This window comes from Caballeronia telluris, assembly GCF_001544495.1.
In the GTDB taxonomy this organism is placed as follows: domain Bacteria; phylum Pseudomonadota; class Gammaproteobacteria; order Burkholderiales; family Burkholderiaceae; genus Caballeronia; species Caballeronia telluris.
This window is the reverse complement of the sequence record NZ_FCNZ02000013.1, coordinates 143,996-159,150: the sequence shown is the minus strand read 5'-3', so window position 1 is coordinate 159,150 and position 15,155 is coordinate 143,996. Positions and strand designations below refer to the sequence as shown.

The window sequence follows — 15,155 nt, the reverse complement described above, 5'->3', positions numbered from 1 at the left end:
TCGAGCGCGCGGTGCACAAATCGACCACGTGGCGGGTTCACGGCGGATCGCTGGTCGCGCCGTGAACGTCGGCGAGTTTCAGCGATCCGGCTGCGAGGTCGTCGTCCTTACTTGCCGATGCCGAGCAGCTCGACTTCGAACGTGAGGTCGCTGTTCGGCGGGATCACGCCGACGCCGCGCTCGCCGTAGGCGGTCGCCGCGGGGCAGGTCAGCTTCGCCTTGCCGCCGACCTTCATCTTCTGGACGCCTTGCGTCCAGCACGGAATGACGCGGCCGAGCGGGAACGCGGCGGGGCCGCCGTGCTTGTCCGAACTGTCGAATTCGGTGCCGTTCGCGAGCGTGCCGCGATAGTTGACGCGCACGACGTCGTCCGCGGTCGGTTGAGGGCCGGTGCCTTGCTTGATGTGCTCGACGACGACGCCCGAAGGCAGTTTCTCGGTGGTGCCGGCGGCGAATGCGGTCGACACCACGGCTGAAGCGGCGAGCAGAGCGATGATTTTTTTCATGCGAATGTCCTCGTTGAATGGCGGACCGATTATATCGGGGAGCATCCAGCGCTTCGGGCAATGTTCGTCTGCGGCCGGCGACGCGATGACGCGATTCAAGAGCCGTCATCGACTTTCCTCTGAACGTTCGGTGTCGCACGTTCGTTGGGCGTCAGTTGCGAAATACTGGCTGCGCGCTCGGGGGAAGTTGGCGCATGGACCGATAAACAGAAGGGCGGGGCGGCTGATCTGTCGGCAAAGCACAGCGTGATGCAGCGCGAGTCTTTGCCGACAGTCCAGTCAGGCCCGTGGCCGCGAGGCCGCAGCCTTCAACACAACACGCTTTGGAAGCCGGCTTTGGCCGGCTTTTCTTTTTCTGATGACGATGATTTCTACTCGGGCAATACCGCGACCGCCTTGATTTCAACGATGTAGCCCGCTGCACCGCCCAGCATGTGCGCGCCCACCGCCGTCCACGCCGGCAGCGGATGCGCCGTGAGATAGCGGTCACGCACCCGCATGAACAACGGCAAGTCGCGCATGTCGGTGTGAAACGTGGTCAGGTCGACTACATCGTTCAGCGACGCGTCCGCGGCTTCCAAAACACGCTTGAGGTTCTCGAAAGCCTGGACGATCTGCGCTTCGCGGCCTTCGACCAGTTGCATGGCCGCATCACGGCCGATCTGGCCGGACACGTAAATTGTGCTGCCGACCTTCACCGCGGGTGCGTAGCGGATCTTCGCGTACACGGCTTCCATTCCCGGGGGAACGATGGCTTTGCGCTCGATCATTGAATGAGCCTCCTGCAAGCGTTCGATGGCGAGTGTGAACAGGGCTTAGCCATTGTCGCCACCGGCGACCGGCAACACCGTGCCGGTGATATAGCTCGCCTCATCCGAAGCGAGGAAGAGGATCGGCGCGACCTGTTCGTCGATGCTGCCGTAGCGTTTGAAAAAGGTCGATTCGGTGACCTGTTTCACCGCGTCGCCCATCCAGCGCTTTTCCTGCTCGTTGTCGCCTGCGGTGTTGCGCGGGACACGGCGAGCAGGCGCGTCGGTCCCGCCCGGCGCGGTGGCGACCACGCGGACGTTGTGTTCCGCGTATTCCATCGCCAGTGACTGCGTGAGCGCGTTGACGCCGCCCTTCGCCGCCGAATACGGCACGCGCCGGATACCGCGCGTGGCGTTCGAAGAGACGTTGACGATGGTCCCGCCCCCGCGCTCGAGCAGATGCGGCAACACCGCGTGGCACGCGTACAGCGTCGGCATCAGCGAACGGCGGATTTCGGCGTCGATCTGCCCAGGTTCGAATTCGGCGAACGGACGCATGCGGATCGCGCCACCGACACCGTTGATCAGGATGTCGATACCGCCGAACTCGCGCACGGCGAACGCCATCGCCGATGCCGCGCCTTCGTACGTCTCGAGGTCGGCGACGAATCCGGCCGTGTCGGCGCCCTTGGCTTCGGCGGCGACCTCGGAGACGAAGTCGGCGCGGTCGACGAACAGCACCCTGGCGCCCTCGGCGGCCGCACCCAGCGCCACGCCCCGGCCGATGCCCTGCGCCGCGCCGGTCACCACCATGACTTTGCCCGCGAATCGTTGCGTGTTCATGCGGTCCTCGGCGCTGCGTTGGGGGTGAACTTCTCGTAGTGGAAGCTGTTGGGCTTCACGCCGTTGTCGTCGAAATGCTTGCGTACCGCATCGACCATCGGCGGCGGCCCGCACAGATAGACGTCGACGTCGCCATCGTTCAACGCGTCGGCCGGGATGTGCTGCGTCACCCAGCCCTTGCGCGGATGATTCGACTCGGCATCGGCGATGACCGTGGCGTAGCTGAAATTCGGCAGCTTCTTCGTGTACGCATCGATTTCCTCGACCTGCACCAGATCGAGGTCGCGGGTCACGCCATAAATCAAGTGGACCTGCTGCTTCGAATCCGTGCGAGCCAGGACTTCCAGCATCGAGAGAAATGGCGCCAGGCCCGTGCCGCCCGCGAGGAACAGCAACGGCCGCTCGACGGCGCGCAGATAGAAACTGCCGAGCGGGCCGGTCAGTTCCAGCTTGTGGCCGGGCTGCGCGGAGTCGAGCCAGGTGCTCATCACGCCGCCGGGAATCCGCTTGATCAGGAAGCTGACTTTCGACTGGCCCGGGCCCGACGAGAACGAATACGAACGATGCTGGCCGCTTTCCGGAACATCGATGTTCACATACTGGCCGGGCAGGAAGACGGGTGCGGTGGCATCGACCTCCAGTTCGAGCACGACGGCCGCATCGTTGTGCGGTTCGACCTTCGACACCGTCGCGGCGAACCGGCTCTGCTCGGTCTTGCACGCAGTGGAAGAGGCCGGCACGGCGATCACGCAATCGCTTTGCGGCACCATCTGGCAGGTGAGCACGAGGCCGCTATCTTTCTCGTCCTCGCTCAGCGCGTCTTCGATGTACTCGTCGCCGAGGTCGTAGCTGCCGCTTTCGGCGCGGCACTTGCAGGTGCCGCACACGCCGTCGGAGCAATCCATCGGCAGGTTGATCTTCGCGCGAAAGGCGGCATCAAGCACCTTCTCGCCCGGCTTGCATGCGACGAAGCGGGTCACGCCGTCTTCGAAATTCAGTGCAACGTTGTAGCTCGACATGTGTGTCTCCTCTGCTTCCAGTGTCCTGCCGATGGCGATATCAGACGTGATAGACGTCGAGCACCTGGCGGATGTAGTCGTTCTTCAGCACGATTCTCTTGCTCGCAATCAAGAGGGCCTCGTCGACCTTTCGCAAGGTGACGAACATCGTGCCGAAGAAATGATCGGTGGCCTTGTACCGGTGATTGAGCGTGTTGAAGTTGTAGCGAACGTCCACTTCGTTGTCGCGCTCGGCCAGCACTTCCACGTTGGTGACGTTGTGGCTCGTCCGCGGTTCGGGCATCGAAGCTCCGCTGCGCTCGGTCTTGATGCGAAACACCCGGTCTTCCAGGCCGCCACGGTCCGGGTAATACATCAACGAGATCTGGCTCTCGTGGTCGTCGGTGATCTGGTCGTCGTCGTCCCACGCCGGCATCCAGTAGGTGACGTCCTCGGTATAGCAGGCAAGCCACTCGTCCCACTGGCGGTCATCGAGCAGGCGCGCTTCGCGGTACAGCGCGGCGCAGATTGTCTGGTAGTCGTGGCTCATGGCAGCGCCTCCTCTTGTTCCCTTTTCAGCGCGCCGCGCATCACGTGCACCCAGTATTCGTGCTGGCAGACGAAGAGGCCTTCGTCTTCGCTGCGCTCGCCCGAGATGACCGGCTTGAGACCCATGTTCTTCGCATTCTCGTCCGGGCCGTCGACCCACAGCGGCGCGCCGCGCGAAAGGTCGTTCCACAGCGCGGTGGTGCCGGCATAGCCGTTCTGGCAAGCGCGGAATTCCTCGAGGTCATCGGCGGTACCCATGCCCGAGACGTTGAAGAAGTCTTCGTATTGACGGATACGGGTGGCGCGGTCGTCGGCGCTCTCGCCCTTCGGGGCAAAGCAGAAGATGGTGACTTCGGTCTTGTCGACGCTGATCGGACGGATCACGCGGATCTGCGTGCTGAACTGGTCCATCAGGAACACGTTCGGATACAGGCACAGGTTTCGCGTCTGATTGACGATGAATTCCGACTTGACTTCGCCGACGCGCGCCTTGATTTCATCGCGGTATTGATAGACCGGCCGCACTTCCGGATTCATCGTCTTGGTCCACAACAACATGTGGCCGTGTTCGAACCCGTAGACGCCGGCGACCGACTTGCTCCAGCTGTTCGCATCCACCGCCTTGGTGCCGTCGACCTTGCGCCGGTCCATCGTCGCGGCGTAGTTCCAGTGCACGGTGCTGACGTGATAGCCGTCGCAGCCGTTTTCCATCTGCATCTTCCAGTTGCCGTCGTAGACGTACGAGGAATTGCCGCGCAGCACTTCGAGCCCTTCCGGAGCCTGGTCGACGATCTGGTCGATGATGACCCTGGTTTCGCCGAGGTAGTCTTCCAGCGGCATCGCGTCCGGGTTGAGGCTGCCGAACAGAAAGCCGCGATAGCTCTGGAAGCGCGGGACCTTCTTCAGGTCATGCGAGCCGTGCGTATTGAACTGCACCGGATATTCGGTCGTCTTGTTGTCCTTCACTTTCAGCAGCTTTCCCGCGTTGGAGAAAGTCCAGCCGTGGAACGGACAGGTGAAGCTGCCCTTGTTGCCATGCTTGCGACGGCACAGCATCGCACCCTTGTGCGCGCAGGCGTTGATGACCGCGTGCAGTTCGCCGGTCTTGTCGCGGGTGACGACCACGGGCTGACGGCCGATCCACGTGGTGTAGTAGTCGTTGTTGTTGGCAAGCTGGCTTTCGTGCGCGAGATACACCCAGTTGCTCTCGAAGATGTGTTTCATCTCCAGTTCGAACAAGTCGGCGTTGGTGAAGATGTCGCGGCGGCAACGGAATACGCCTGCCTGCTTGTCATCCTGAACGGCGGTGTGCAGCAATTCATCCAGCTGCCTGGCTTTGTCGATAATGGCGGACATGTGTGCTCTCCCTATGCGTGCTCCAGTCATGGAGCCCTTGCATCGGTGTGAAAGAATCTTGCGACGAATTGAGCGGCGGCCGTGTTGCGACAGCGCCGCCGCTGCGAGCCGTTACGCCGTGGCCGATGCGCGCAGGCGATGGACGAGCTGGTTGTCCTTGCCCTGAACCAGCGGAGTCAACTCGATGTTGAACTCGATTTCCTTGTAGGCATCGGCCTTCAGGCCGAGCGCCGTGCCGCCGCTCTTTTCGACCACCGGCGGGATCAGGTCCTCGCGGGTGGCGTAGGCGAAGTCGTCCCAGATCAGCGGGTCGCCCTCGATGTTGATTTGCGTCGTCAGCTTGCGGCACGAGTCGGCGCTGACGAAGAAGTGCACGTGCGCGGGACGGTTGCCGTGGCGGGCGAGCGTGTCCAGCAGTTGCTGGGTCGCGCCCTGCGGCGGGCAGCCGTAGCCCACCGGCATGAGCGTGCGGAATTCGTACTTGCCGTCGGCACCGGTCTTGACTGCGCCGCGCAGGTTGAAGTCGGTCTGCGCGCCGGTCGGGTCGAAGTGCGAATAGAAGCCCTTGGAGTTGGCGTGCCAGCATTCGACGAGCGCATTAGCGACGGGCTTGCCGTCCGGGCCGGTCACGGTGCCGCGGATGATCAGCGGGCCGGACTCCGCGTCCGGATCGCTGTCGATCCTTGATACGCCATCGCGCTCCGGCGCACCGGCGACATACAGCGGCCCTTCGATCGTGCGCGGCGTGCCGCCGGTGATCTCAGCTTCACGGTCGGCGGCATCCATGCGAACGTCGAGGTACTTCTCCAGACCAAGACCTGCGGCGAGCAACGCCGCTTCGCCGTCCTGGCCGAGCTTGTTGAAATAGTGGACGCCGGCCCAGATTTCATCGGGCGTGATGTCGAGGTCGTCGATGGCCTTGAACAGATCGCCGAGCAGTCGATGAACGATCTGCTTCGCGCGGGCATTGCCGTCCTGGCTCCCGAGGTTGGCAGCGGCCTTCAGCAGGTCCTGCACTTCCTTCGTTTCGAACACTTTCACGTTCATTGTCTGCTCCTGAATCTCACTGTTTTCTGGTGGGGGTTAACCCTTGCTTCAGCACCGGTCTCTGTATGCTCAGAAGGTATAATCGGTGGTGAATCAGAGCGTGAAAGCAGGATAATGGACGTCCGAAAGGCCAGTCCAACACTGATTTAGTATCGGGCTATATCCAGGAGGTATTGAGATGGAGTTGCGGCATCTTCGATATTTCGTCGCGGTGGCGGAAGAACGCAATTTCACGCGCGCGGCGCAGCGGCTGCACATCGCCCAGCCGCCGTTGAGCCGTCAGATACAGCAACTCGAAGAGACGCTCGGCGTTCAACTCTTCGAGCGCAATTCACGCCCGTTGAAGCTCACGGAGACGGGCAAGTTCTTCTATTCGCATGCCGTTCAGTTGCTGGCGCAGACCGCCGAACTCGAATCGATGACAAGGCGCGTGGGCAATATCGAACGCAGTCTCTCTGTCGGTTTCGTGGGTTCTACGCTGTATGGAATGCTGCCGAAGATCATCCGGCGTTTTCGCGACGAGAACACCACGGTCGAACTCAGCCTCCACGAGATGTCGACGATGGACCAGATCCGGGCGCTCAAGGACGGCCGCATCGACGTGGGTTTCGGTCGTATCCGGCTCGAGGATGCGAACATCCGACGCGTGATTCTCCGCGAGGAGAAGATGATCGTGGCACTTCCGGTCGGCCATCCGCTTTCGCTCATCAAGCCCGTCCTGGCCCTTCGCGACCTGATCAACGAGACCCTGATCATCTTCCCGAAGACGCCGCGTCCCAGTTATGCGGACCAGGTGCTCTCGGCATTTCAGGACCGCGCGCTGAAGCCGCGCCGGATCTACGAAGTACGCGAGTTGCAGATTGCGCTGGGGCTCGTGGCAGCGGGGGAGGGCATTTCCATCGTGCCGAGCAGCGTGTACGGCCTGAAGCGCGACGATGTGAGCTACAAGGAACTGGACGACCCGACGCTGGTATCGCCCATCATCATGAGCATGCGTGCGCTCGACGAGTCGCGCGATATTCGGGAGATGCTCGAACTCATTTACCGGCTGTACGAGGAGGAGCGTATTCCCTATGCGCCCCGTACCGAGCAGGGGCGGTGAGGTCTCTCATACCTCGAAGGTATGGCACTAGACGTCGATGGTGTTGGACAGCCGATTCTCGGGCGCGCAATACTTCAGCAACCCATCCACTCCGCCATTTCAGGTATGAACCCCCAAATTACCTCCGTCGAAGCGATTCTGGTTGACCTCCCGACCATTCGCGCGCATCAGCTAGCCATGGCGACGATGCAGCAACAAACCCTGGTCATCGTCCGTCTGCATTCGAGCGATGGCATCGAAGGTATTGGCGAAGCCACGACGATCGGTGGCCTGTCGTACGGCGACGAGAGTCCCGAAGGCATCAAGCTGACCATCGACACTTACCTTGCACCTGCGCTCGTCGGCCTGGATTCGACCAATGTCAACGGCGCGATGCTCAAGCTGAACAAGATCGCGCGCGGCAACCGGTTCGCGAAATGCGCGATCGAGACGGCTTTGCTCGACGCGCAGGGCAAGCGCTTGGGCGTTCCGGTCTCGACGCTGCTTGGCGGCGCCGTTCGCAAGACGCTTCCGGTTCTCTGGACGCTCGCAAGCGGCGATACCCAACGCGACATCGAGGAAGCGGAAATGCTTCTCGCCGAACGCCGGCATAATACGTTCAAGCTGAAGATCGGCCGGCGCAGCGTTCGCGACGACGTCGCGCACGTATCGACGATCAAGGCCGCGCTCGGCGACCGCGCCAAGGTCACCGTGGACGTGAATCAGGCCTGGAACGAGGTCGACGCAGCGCTCGGAATCGAGGCGCTGGAAGCTGCCGGCATCGACCTGATCGAGCAACCCACGCCGCGCGAGCAGCGCGGAGCGCTTGCGAGACTTGCATCGCGTTTCATCGTGCCGATCATGGCCGACGAAGCCGTGACAGGGCCCGAGGACGCGCTTGAACTCGTGCGCCACGCATGCGCGGACGTGTTTGCATTGAAGATCGCCAAGTCCGGCGGCATCTACGGGATGATGCGCGTCGCCGCCATCGCGGATGCAGCCGGTGTGTCGCTGTACGGCGGCACGATGCTCGAAGGCAGCATCGGGTCGATCGCGTCGGCGCACGGCTTCAGCGCGTTGCCGCAACTCGCCTGGGGTACCGAACTGTTCGGACCGCTCCTGCTGAAGGACGACATCGTTACTGCGCGCCCCCAGTACCGTGACTTCGACCTGCATTTGACGGACGGACCGGGCCTGGGTCTGCAGATAGACGAGGATAAGCTCGCCTTCTATCGTCGCGACAAGAACGTTTGAGCGCACCCGCGCGACGCATTACCAACCCTTTTCTGGAGGAGAATCATGCTTTATCTGGTGAGAATGGATGTGAACCTGCCGCACGACATGCCCGCTGCTCAGGCCGATGAAATCAAGGCACGCGAAAAGGCCTACTCGCAGGAGCTTCAACGGCAGGGCAAGTGGCAGCAACTGCATCGCGTCGTCGGTGAATATGCGAACTACAGCGTCTTCGACGTCGACTCGCACGACGAACTGCACACCATCCTTTCTGGTCTGCCTTTGTTCCCGTATATGACGATGAAGGTGACGGCCCTTGCACGTCATCCGTCGTCTATCCGCTAAAAGCTGCACGCGGGCGCCATGGGTCCGGATGCGGAAGGGACTGCGGTGTCTGCCGCCCGGAAAGGGCGCTGGTCCGTGTCGGCGGTTACTGCCGGGCTGCTTGCCGTCATCATCTCCTACGCCGGCCCGCTCGCGACCAACATTGCGGGGCTGGTGCAGGACGAGGCGCATCGGGAGGCGTCGTTCCTCACGTTTATCGCGACGGCCTCGAACATGAGCTTTCTGGGTCTCGGTTCGGCATTCTGGGGCATCGTGCTTGGGACGTTGGCGTACCTCGTGTTCGGCAGCGGCAAGCGGAGCCGATGACACGTCGGAACGCTACACAGGCGCGTCTTCGGGCGCCGAGGACGATTCGTATTGTTCGCGTAGGCTGGTAACTGTGTTCCGTGCACGCCCCTTTTTCTCATATCGCGCCCGTCTTAACCTGTCGGACACTAATTTAGAACCCGTGTCCCCATGCATATTGATTCGCCCACCACGCACGCGTCGTTGCACGACAGTCCCACTTCGTTGCGTCAATGGCTTTCCGTCCTGGCCGTCGCGGTCAGCGCCTTCGCGTTTGTCACCGCCGAATTTCTACCTGTCGGACTGCTGCCGCAAATCGCACACGACCTCGGTGTGAAGCCGGGCGTCGCGGGGCTGATGATCACGATGCCTGGCGTCATGGCTGCGATATTTGCACCGACGCTGATCGTCAGTGCCGGACGAATGGATCGTCGGTATGTATTCCTGCTCCTGACGATGGTGCTGCTGCTATCCAATATCGTGTGCGCGGTCGCAGCGACGTTTCCGATGGTGCTGGTTGGTCGGGCTTTGCTCGGGGCTGCGTTAGGGGGCTTCTGGACGCTGGCGACTGCCGCTGCGCCCCGGCTCGTGCAGACGAAGGACGCGGCAAAGGCGACTGCCACTATCCTGACGGGCGTCACGTGTGCCACCGTGATCGGCGTGCCGCTTGGTACTTTCATCGCATCGTTTGCATCGTGGCGTTTGTCTTTTGCAGCGACGGCGGGATTAGTGGCGGTCGCTCTGCTTGCGCAAGTGTTTCTTGTGCCTTCGCTGCCGTCGGCCTCGGCGTTGCGCCTGGCTGATTTCAAAACGCTGCTCGGGCGGTCGCACACGCGGTGGAGCATGTTGATGGTCGCGCTTGTTTTCGGCGCGCATTTCTCGACTTATACCTATATCGCGCCGCTACTCGAGCAAGACTTTTCGCTGAGCGCGATTACGCTGTTGCTCTTCGGCTTTGGTCTTGTCGGGTTCTTTTCCAATGCGATCTTGTCCGTGGTGGTATCGGGTCATCTCAAGAAATCCGTCGCCGTGATGACTCTGCTTCTCCTCGGCGCGATATCGTCGATGTTTTTGATCGACCATTCGCCCATCGGCGAGACGGTCGGAATGCTCGTCTGGGGCGTCGCGTTCGGAGCCCTGCCGCTGTGCTTTAGCGTATGGATTCAGCGAGGTACGGCAGACCTGCCTGAAGCAGGCTCGGCCATGTTCGTGAGCATCATTCAGGTAGCCATTGCCGCTGGTTCGGCAGTGGGAGGCGCCATCGTTGACCGCGCGAGCGTAGATGCCGACTTCGCGATGGGTTGCGGACTTGCAGTGCTCGGTTTGGCGACACTGCAGCGTGTGGTCGCACTGGAAAGGCCTGCCACGGAGTCGACGCTCAAAGGCATTTGCGATCCGTCACCTGACTGATTGCCGTGTAGGGGCGGACGCCGGTCAAACGCCGCATTAGGCGTTTTTCCCGTGCCGGAAAACAAAAAGCCGCTGCTTCTTTCGAAGCAGCGGCTTTTCTAACTACTGGTGGCGAATCAGGGATTCGAACCCCGGACCTGCGGATTATGATTCCGTCGCTCTAACCGGCTGAGCTAATTCGCCTAAAGAGAATCGGATTATGGAGATAGCCGGGAATTCTGTCAACCCCTTCCCGGCATTTTCCTACTACCCGCCGCTCAATCCTGCTCGTACACGGCCGAGTTGCGCGTCTCCTTGACGAACAGCATGCCGATCACGAACGTCGCCAGCGCGATCACGATCGGATACCACAGCCCCGAGTAAATATTGCCCTTTGCCGCCACGATCGCGAAGGCCGTCGCCGGCAGGAACCCGCCGAACCAGCCATTGCCGATGTGATACGGCAGCGACATCGACGTGTACCGGATGCGCGCCGGGAACATCTCGACCAGCATCGCCGCGATCGGTCCATACACCATCGTCACGAAGATCACGAGGATCGTCAGCACCACGATCGCCATCGGCCAGTTGATCAGCGCCGGGTCCGCCTTCGCCGGATAGCCCGCGCTCTTCAGCGTGCCGGCGAGCGTCTTGTCGAACGCGGCGCCCTTTGCCTTCGCATCGCCGGCTTTGCCGTCGTACGTATCGACGACCGTCTCGCCCACCTTGATCTGCGCGAGCGTGCCGGCCGGTGCGGCCACGTTCTCGTAGTTCAGGCCCGACTTCGACAGCGCGCTTTTCGCGATGTCGCACGACGACGTGAACTTCGATGTGCCCACCGGGTTGAACTGGAACGAGCACTCGTCCGGATTGGCGATCACGACGATCGGCGACTTCGCCGTCGCGGCTTCGAGCGTCGGGTTCGTGTAGTGCGCGAGCGCCTTGAAGAGCGGGAAGTAGCAGCACGCCGCGATCAGGCAGCCGGCCATGATGATCGGCTTGCGGCCGATGCGGTCGGACAGCGAGCCGAAGAACACGAAGAACGGCGTGCCGATCAACAGCGCGACCGCGATCATGATGTTGGCGCTCGTGCCATCGACCTTCAGCGTCTGCGTGAGGAAGAAGAGCGTGTAGAACTGGCCCGTGTACCACACCACCGCCTGGCCGGCCGTCAGGCCGAAGAGGGCGAGCAGCACGATCTTCAGGTTCTTCCACTGGCCGAACGCTTCAGTGAGCGGCGCCTTCGAGGTCTTGCCTTCGGCCTTGATGCGCTCGAACACCGGCGATTCATGCAGTTGCATCCGGATCCACACCGAAATGCCGAGCAGCACGATCGACGCGAGGAACGGCACGCGCCAGCCCCACGCGGCAAAGGTGTCCTCGCCGACCATCGTGCGCACCGCCAGGATCACGAGCAGCGAGACGAACAGGCCGAGCGTGGCCGTCGTCTGGATCCACGCGGTCCACGCGCCGCGCTTGTTCGACGGCGCGTGCTCGGCGACGTAGGTCGCCGCGCCGCCGTACTCGCCGCCGAGCGCGAGGCCCTGCAAGAGCCGCATCGCGATGAAAATGACGGGCGCGGCTATGCCGATCGACGCGTAGCCGGGCAAGAAGCCGATCACGAAGGTCGACAAACCCATGATGACGATCGTCACGAGGAACGTGTACTTGCGCCCGACCATGTCGCCGAGCCGCCCGAACACGATCGCGCCGAACGGACGCACCGCGAAGCCCGCCGCGAAGCCGAGCAGGGTGAAGATGAAGCCGGCCGTCGGGTTGACGCCGGAGAAGAAGGTCTTGCTGATATAGACGGCAAGCGAGCCCGCCAGATAGAAGTCGTACCACTCGAAGACTGTCCCGAGCGACGAGGCGAAGATCACCTTCTTTTCTTCGCTCGTCATCGGGGCATGCGATATGCGCCCTTCAACCGTAGCCATGAATCGTCTCCTGATTTTGATTTTCGATGCGGTCCGCGGTCTCGAGCGGTTCCCGTGCAACGATTATTGGAACGAAAACTTACGGCGTTCTGACGCGCGGTCCGGCGTCGTATTAGCAGTCGTCAGACGATCAAATCCGCCAATCAACGTTGATCGTCGTTAAATATCGGAGAATGCGCGGCCTATTCCTTCTAACACGCATCGAGAGCGAGCGTTTTTCAGAGGTGACGCTCAGGGTTTGTCCCGGGCAGGATAAACCCGCTGCAAGCTGACGCGCACGAGCGTTCCGGCAAGCCGCGGCGCTTCCTGATAGACGTGATCCTCGATGGCGAACGTGCCGCCGTGCATCGTCACGATCTCGCGGACGATGGCGAGGCCCAGTCCGCTGCCGTCGCCTTCGCGCCCGAGAATCCGGTAGAACCGCTCGACCACCCGCTGCCGCTCCGCCGGCGGAATGCCGAGCCCGGTATCCTCGACTTCGAGATGCACGAGGTCGAGGTTCTTCTCGTCGGTTCGCACGCGCACCGTGATTCGACCGCCCGGCGGCGTATAGCGGATCGCGTTGTCGATCAGGTTCGAGAGCATCTCGCGCAGCATCACGACATTGCCTTCCACTTCCACCGGATGCGGCGGCTCCTCATAGCCGATGTCCATCTGCTTCGCGAGCGCGGGCTGCACCCAGTCGCGCACCGCGAGCCGCGCGAGGTCGGTCAGTTCGACGCGCGAAAAGATCTGGCCGGTCGCGCGGTTTTCGGCGCGCGCGAGCGCGAGCAATTGCGTGACGAGCCTCGCCGCGTGCTCGGAACTGGTCGCGATCTGTTCGAGCGAGCGCTGCACTTCCGCCGACACGTCCTGTCGCAGCGCCAGTTCCGCCTGCGTGCGCAGCCCGGCGAGCGGCGTTTTCATCTGATGCGCGGCATCGGCGATAAAGCGCTTCTGGAACTCCATGTTCTGTTCGAGCCGCGTCAGCAAGTCGTTGAACGACGCAACGAGCGGCGCGATTTCCGGCGGCGCCTGGCCCGCTTCGAGCGGCGAGAGATCGTCCGGGCGGCGTGCGCGGATGTTCGACTGGAGCGCGTGCAGCGGCGCGAGCCCGCGCGAGAGCCCGAACCACACGAGGATGATCGCGAGCGGCAGAATCACGAACTGCGGCAGGATCACGCCCTTGATGATGTCGTTGGCGAGCTGGCTGCGCTTGTCGAGCGTCTCGGCCACCTGCACGAGCACCGGCTCGTCGAGGTTCGGCAGCTCGACCGTCGTGTACGCGACGCGGATGTCGTTGCCGCGCAGCATGTCGTCCCGGAATTCGACGATGCCCGGTTGCGGGCGGTCGTCCTCGCGCGGCAGCGGCATGTCGCGGTCGCCGCCGACGAGTTCGCCGCGCGTGCCGAGCACCTGAAAAAATACGCTGTCGACGTTGTCGGCGCGCAGGAAATCGCGCGTCGCGTCGGGCAGGCGCAGTTCCGCGACGCCGTTCACCGGCTGGATCTGGCGCGCGAGCACGTAGGCATCGGCTTCGAGCGCGCGGTCGAACGGGCCGTTCGCGATCGACTTCGCGACCAGATACGTGACCGCGATGCTCATCGGCCAGAGCAGCAGCAGCGGGGCGAGCATCCAGTCGAGAATCTCGCCGAAGAGTGAGCGCGGATGCGGCGCGTCGTCGGGCTCGAGCTCGTCGGGCGGCGCGAAAGGGTTCGCATAGCGCGCGTCGCGGGAGGCGTCGGAGTCGGCGGCTTCGGCTGCGGCGGCGTAGCGGGGCGCGAGCGCGTCCTGCGGCGTGCCGGAGGGCGTTTCTCGTCGCGCGCGGTCTTCGGCGCGCTCGGTGGAAGCGGGCGACGCCATGCGTGTTCCTACTTGTAGGGGTGGCCGGCGGGCGTCGGCGCGGCGCCCGATGCGGCAGTCGTCGAAGCGTCGGACGAGGCTGGATTACCGTTCGGCGCGCCCGGCGTCTTCTCGAGCGAATAGCCGAGGCCGCGCACGGTCATGATCCGCGCGCCGCTCGGCTCGATTTTCTTGCGCAGGCGGTGAACGTAGACCTCGATCGCATTGTTGCTGACTTCTTCGCCCCATTCGCACAGGTGATTGACGAGTTGCTCCTTCGACACGAGCCGCCCGATCCGCTGCAGCAGCACTTCGAGCACGCCGAGCTCGCGCGCCGACAACTCGATCACCTGCTCGTTGATATAGGCGATCCGGCCAACCTGATCGAACGACAGCGAGCCGTGCTTGACCACCGTCGGGCCGCCGCCCGCGCCGCGGCGCGTGAGCGCTCGCACGCGCGCTTCGAGTTCGTTGAGCGCGAAGGGCTTCGCCATGTAGTCGTCGGCGCCGAGATCGAGGCCTTTCACGCGCTCGTCGACGCTGTCCGCGGCGGTGAGGATCAGAACGGGCATCTGCGAATTGCGCGCGCGCAGGCGGCGCAGGACTTCGAGACCCGACATCAGCGGAAGGCCGAGATCGAGGATCAGGAGGTCGAAAGTCTGCAGCGTGAGCGCGGTGTCGGCTTCGGCGCCGTGCTTCACATGGTCGACGGCGTAGCCCGATTGGCGGAGTGATCGAGTGAGCCCGTCCGCGAGTATGCTGTCGTCTTCGGCAATGAGGATTCGCATCGTGGTGTGCGCGAGGGCATTGCCGGCACCGCAATTCGCCCGGCGCGGCGGTCTCCAGGTGTTGTTGTGGTTTTTGCGCGGTGCGACGGACGCTTAAAATACGGCGCCCCGTCGATCGGGCTTGCAAAAACTACTGTTTTTTTATACAGTGTCTGAGTTAGTGCAGCCAGCGGTTTCAACGCCGCGCGCGCGTATCTCAGACGCCGTTCATCATAGCAAAGGACGATT

At 62.7% G+C, this 15,155-nt stretch carries 15 protein-coding genes and 1 tRNA gene; 5 read left to right on the top strand and 11 right to left on the bottom strand.

Annotated features, from left to right (window positions below; genetic code table 11):
• Nucleotides 1-107 precede the first annotated feature (107 nt).
• The 7 genes from AWB66_RS18315 to catA all read right to left on the bottom strand — a co-directional run bounded on the left by AWB66_RS18315 (nucleotide 108) and on the right by catA (nucleotide 6,048).
• Nucleotides 108-506: an FKBP-type peptidyl-prolyl cis-trans isomerase gene (locus AWB66_RS18315; protein WP_087631645.1), complete on the bottom strand. Its 399-nt coding sequence runs from the start codon at nucleotides 504-506 to the stop codon at nucleotides 108-110.
• 371 nt (nucleotides 507-877) lie between these two features.
• On the bottom strand, nucleotides 878-1,276 hold the full coding sequence (locus tag AWB66_RS18310; RefSeq protein ID WP_087631595.1) for a RidA family protein: 399 nt from the start codon (nucleotides 1,274-1,276) through the stop codon (nucleotides 878-880).
• A gap of 45 nt (nucleotides 1,277-1,321) precedes the next feature.
• Entirely contained in the window at nucleotides 1,322-2,098 is a 777-nt protein-coding gene (gene benD / locus AWB66_RS18305) for a benzoate diol dehydrogenase BenD (protein WP_087631594.1), read from the bottom strand.
• Nucleotides 2,095-3,117 (bottom strand): benzoate 1,2-dioxygenase electron transfer component BenC, encoded by a 1,023-nt coding sequence (benC, locus tag AWB66_RS18300; protein ID WP_087631593.1) that lies wholly within the window; start codon nucleotides 3,115-3,117, stop codon nucleotides 2,095-2,097. Before benC ends, benD begins: the two co-directional genes overlap by 4 nt.
• A 40-nt stretch (nucleotides 3,118-3,157) precedes the next feature.
• Nucleotides 3,158-3,646: a benzoate 1,2-dioxygenase small subunit gene (gene benB / locus AWB66_RS18295; protein WP_087631592.1), complete on the bottom strand. Its 489-nt coding sequence runs from the start codon at nucleotides 3,644-3,646 to the stop codon at nucleotides 3,158-3,160.
• Nucleotides 3,643-5,001, bottom strand: coding sequence for a Rieske 2Fe-2S domain-containing protein (locus AWB66_RS18290; RefSeq protein WP_087631591.1), 1,359 nt, complete (start codon nucleotides 4,999-5,001; stop codon nucleotides 3,643-3,645). The genes benB and AWB66_RS18290 overlap by 4 nt, the downstream gene beginning before the upstream one ends.
• Before the next feature lie 111 nt (nucleotides 5,002-5,112).
• Nucleotides 5,113-6,048, bottom strand: coding sequence for a catechol 1,2-dioxygenase (catA, locus tag AWB66_RS18285; protein ID WP_087631590.1), 936 nt, complete (start codon nucleotides 6,046-6,048; stop codon nucleotides 5,113-5,115).
• A 178-nt stretch (nucleotides 6,049-6,226) separates the two neighbouring features.
• Between catA and AWB66_RS18280 the strand changes: the two genes are divergently transcribed.
• The 5 genes from AWB66_RS18280 (at nucleotide 6,227) to AWB66_RS18260 (ending at nucleotide 10,402) form a co-directional block, all read left to right on the top strand.
• Nucleotides 6,227-7,150 (top strand): LysR family transcriptional regulator, encoded by a 924-nt coding sequence (locus AWB66_RS18280; RefSeq protein WP_087631589.1) that lies wholly within the window; start codon nucleotides 6,227-6,229, stop codon nucleotides 7,148-7,150.
• 105 nt (nucleotides 7,151-7,255) lie between these two features.
• Complete coding sequence (locus AWB66_RS18275; RefSeq protein WP_087631588.1) at nucleotides 7,256-8,383, top strand: muconate/chloromuconate family cycloisomerase; 1,128 nt, start codon at nucleotides 7,256-7,258, stop codon at nucleotides 8,381-8,383.
• Between the two features lie 45 nt (nucleotides 8,384-8,428).
• The gene (catC, locus tag AWB66_RS18270) at nucleotides 8,429-8,707 is read left to right on the top strand and encodes a muconolactone Delta-isomerase (protein WP_087631587.1); all 279 of its coding nucleotides are present in this window, start codon (nucleotides 8,429-8,431) and stop codon (nucleotides 8,705-8,707) included.
• Between the two features lie 75 nt (nucleotides 8,708-8,782).
• A complete protein-coding gene (locus AWB66_RS32985) occupies nucleotides 8,783-9,013 on the top strand; it encodes a benzoate/H(+) symporter BenE family transporter (protein WP_407642290.1) in 231 nt (76 codons plus the stop codon).
• Between the two features lie 150 nt (nucleotides 9,014-9,163).
• Nucleotides 9,164-10,402, top strand: coding sequence for an MFS transporter (locus tag AWB66_RS18260; protein WP_087631585.1), 1,239 nt, complete (start codon nucleotides 9,164-9,166; stop codon nucleotides 10,400-10,402).
• Nucleotides 10,403-10,508: 106 nt separating this feature from the next.
• Here AWB66_RS18260 and AWB66_RS18255 read toward each other — a convergent pair.
• The 4 genes from AWB66_RS18255 to AWB66_RS18240 all read right to left on the bottom strand — a co-directional run bounded on the left by AWB66_RS18255 (nucleotide 10,509) and on the right by AWB66_RS18240 (nucleotide 14,927).
• Nucleotides 10,509-10,585: transfer RNA gene (locus tag AWB66_RS18255), tRNA-Met, on the bottom strand.
• A 74-nt stretch (nucleotides 10,586-10,659) separates the two neighbouring features.
• Entirely contained in the window at nucleotides 10,660-12,318 is a 1,659-nt protein-coding gene (locus tag AWB66_RS18250; protein WP_087631584.1) for an MFS transporter, read from the bottom strand.
• A 231-nt stretch (nucleotides 12,319-12,549) separates the two neighbouring features.
• Nucleotides 12,550-14,160 (bottom strand): sensor histidine kinase, encoded by a 1,611-nt coding sequence (locus AWB66_RS18245; protein ID WP_235021159.1) that lies wholly within the window; start codon nucleotides 14,158-14,160, stop codon nucleotides 12,550-12,552.
• Nucleotides 14,161-14,168: 8 nt separating this feature from the next.
• On the bottom strand, nucleotides 14,169-14,927 hold the full coding sequence (locus AWB66_RS18240; RefSeq protein WP_087631583.1) for a response regulator transcription factor: 759 nt from the start codon (nucleotides 14,925-14,927) through the stop codon (nucleotides 14,169-14,171).
• Nucleotides 14,928-15,155 lie beyond the last annotated feature (228 nt).

Coding starts and splice junctions, on each gene's coding strand:
- AWB66_RS18310 (WP_087631595.1), bottom strand. CDS start 1,276: ATGATCGAGCGCAAAGCCATCGTTCCCCCGGGAATGGAAGCCGTGTAC.
- AWB66_RS18245 (WP_235021159.1), bottom strand. CDS start 14,160: ATGGCGTCGCCCGCTTCCACCGAGCGCGCCGAAGACCGCGCGCGACGA.
- catC (WP_087631587.1), top strand. CDS start 8,429: ATGCTTTATCTGGTGAGAATGGATGTGAACCTGCCGCACGACATGCCC.
- benB (WP_087631592.1), bottom strand. CDS start 3,646: ATGAGCCACGACTACCAGACAATCTGCGCCGCGCTGTACCGCGAAGCG.
- AWB66_RS18250 (WP_087631584.1), bottom strand. CDS start 12,318: ATGGCTACGGTTGAAGGGCGCATATCGCATGCCCCGATGACGAGCGAA.
- AWB66_RS18315 (WP_087631645.1), bottom strand. CDS start 506: ATGAAAAAAATCATCGCTCTGCTCGCCGCTTCAGCCGTGGTGTCGACC.
- AWB66_RS18290 (WP_087631591.1), bottom strand. CDS start 5,001: ATGTCCGCCATTATCGACAAAGCCAGGCAGCTGGATGAATTGCTGCAC.
- benD (WP_087631594.1), bottom strand. CDS start 2,098: ATGAACACGCAACGATTCGCGGGCAAAGTCATGGTGGTGACCGGCGCG.
- AWB66_RS18260 (WP_087631585.1), top strand. CDS start 9,164: ATGCATATTGATTCGCCCACCACGCACGCGTCGTTGCACGACAGTCCC.
- catA (WP_087631590.1), bottom strand. CDS start 6,048: ATGAACGTGAAAGTGTTCGAAACGAAGGAAGTGCAGGACCTGCTGAAG.
- benC (WP_087631593.1), bottom strand. CDS start 3,117: ATGTCGAGCTACAACGTTGCACTGAATTTCGAAGACGGCGTGACCCGC.
- AWB66_RS18280 (WP_087631589.1), top strand. CDS start 6,227: ATGGAGTTGCGGCATCTTCGATATTTCGTCGCGGTGGCGGAAGAACGC.
- AWB66_RS18240 (WP_087631583.1), bottom strand. CDS start 14,927: ATGCGAATCCTCATTGCCGAAGACGACAGCATACTCGCGGACGGGCTC.
- AWB66_RS18275 (WP_087631588.1), top strand. CDS start 7,256: ATGAACCCCCAAATTACCTCCGTCGAAGCGATTCTGGTTGACCTCCCG.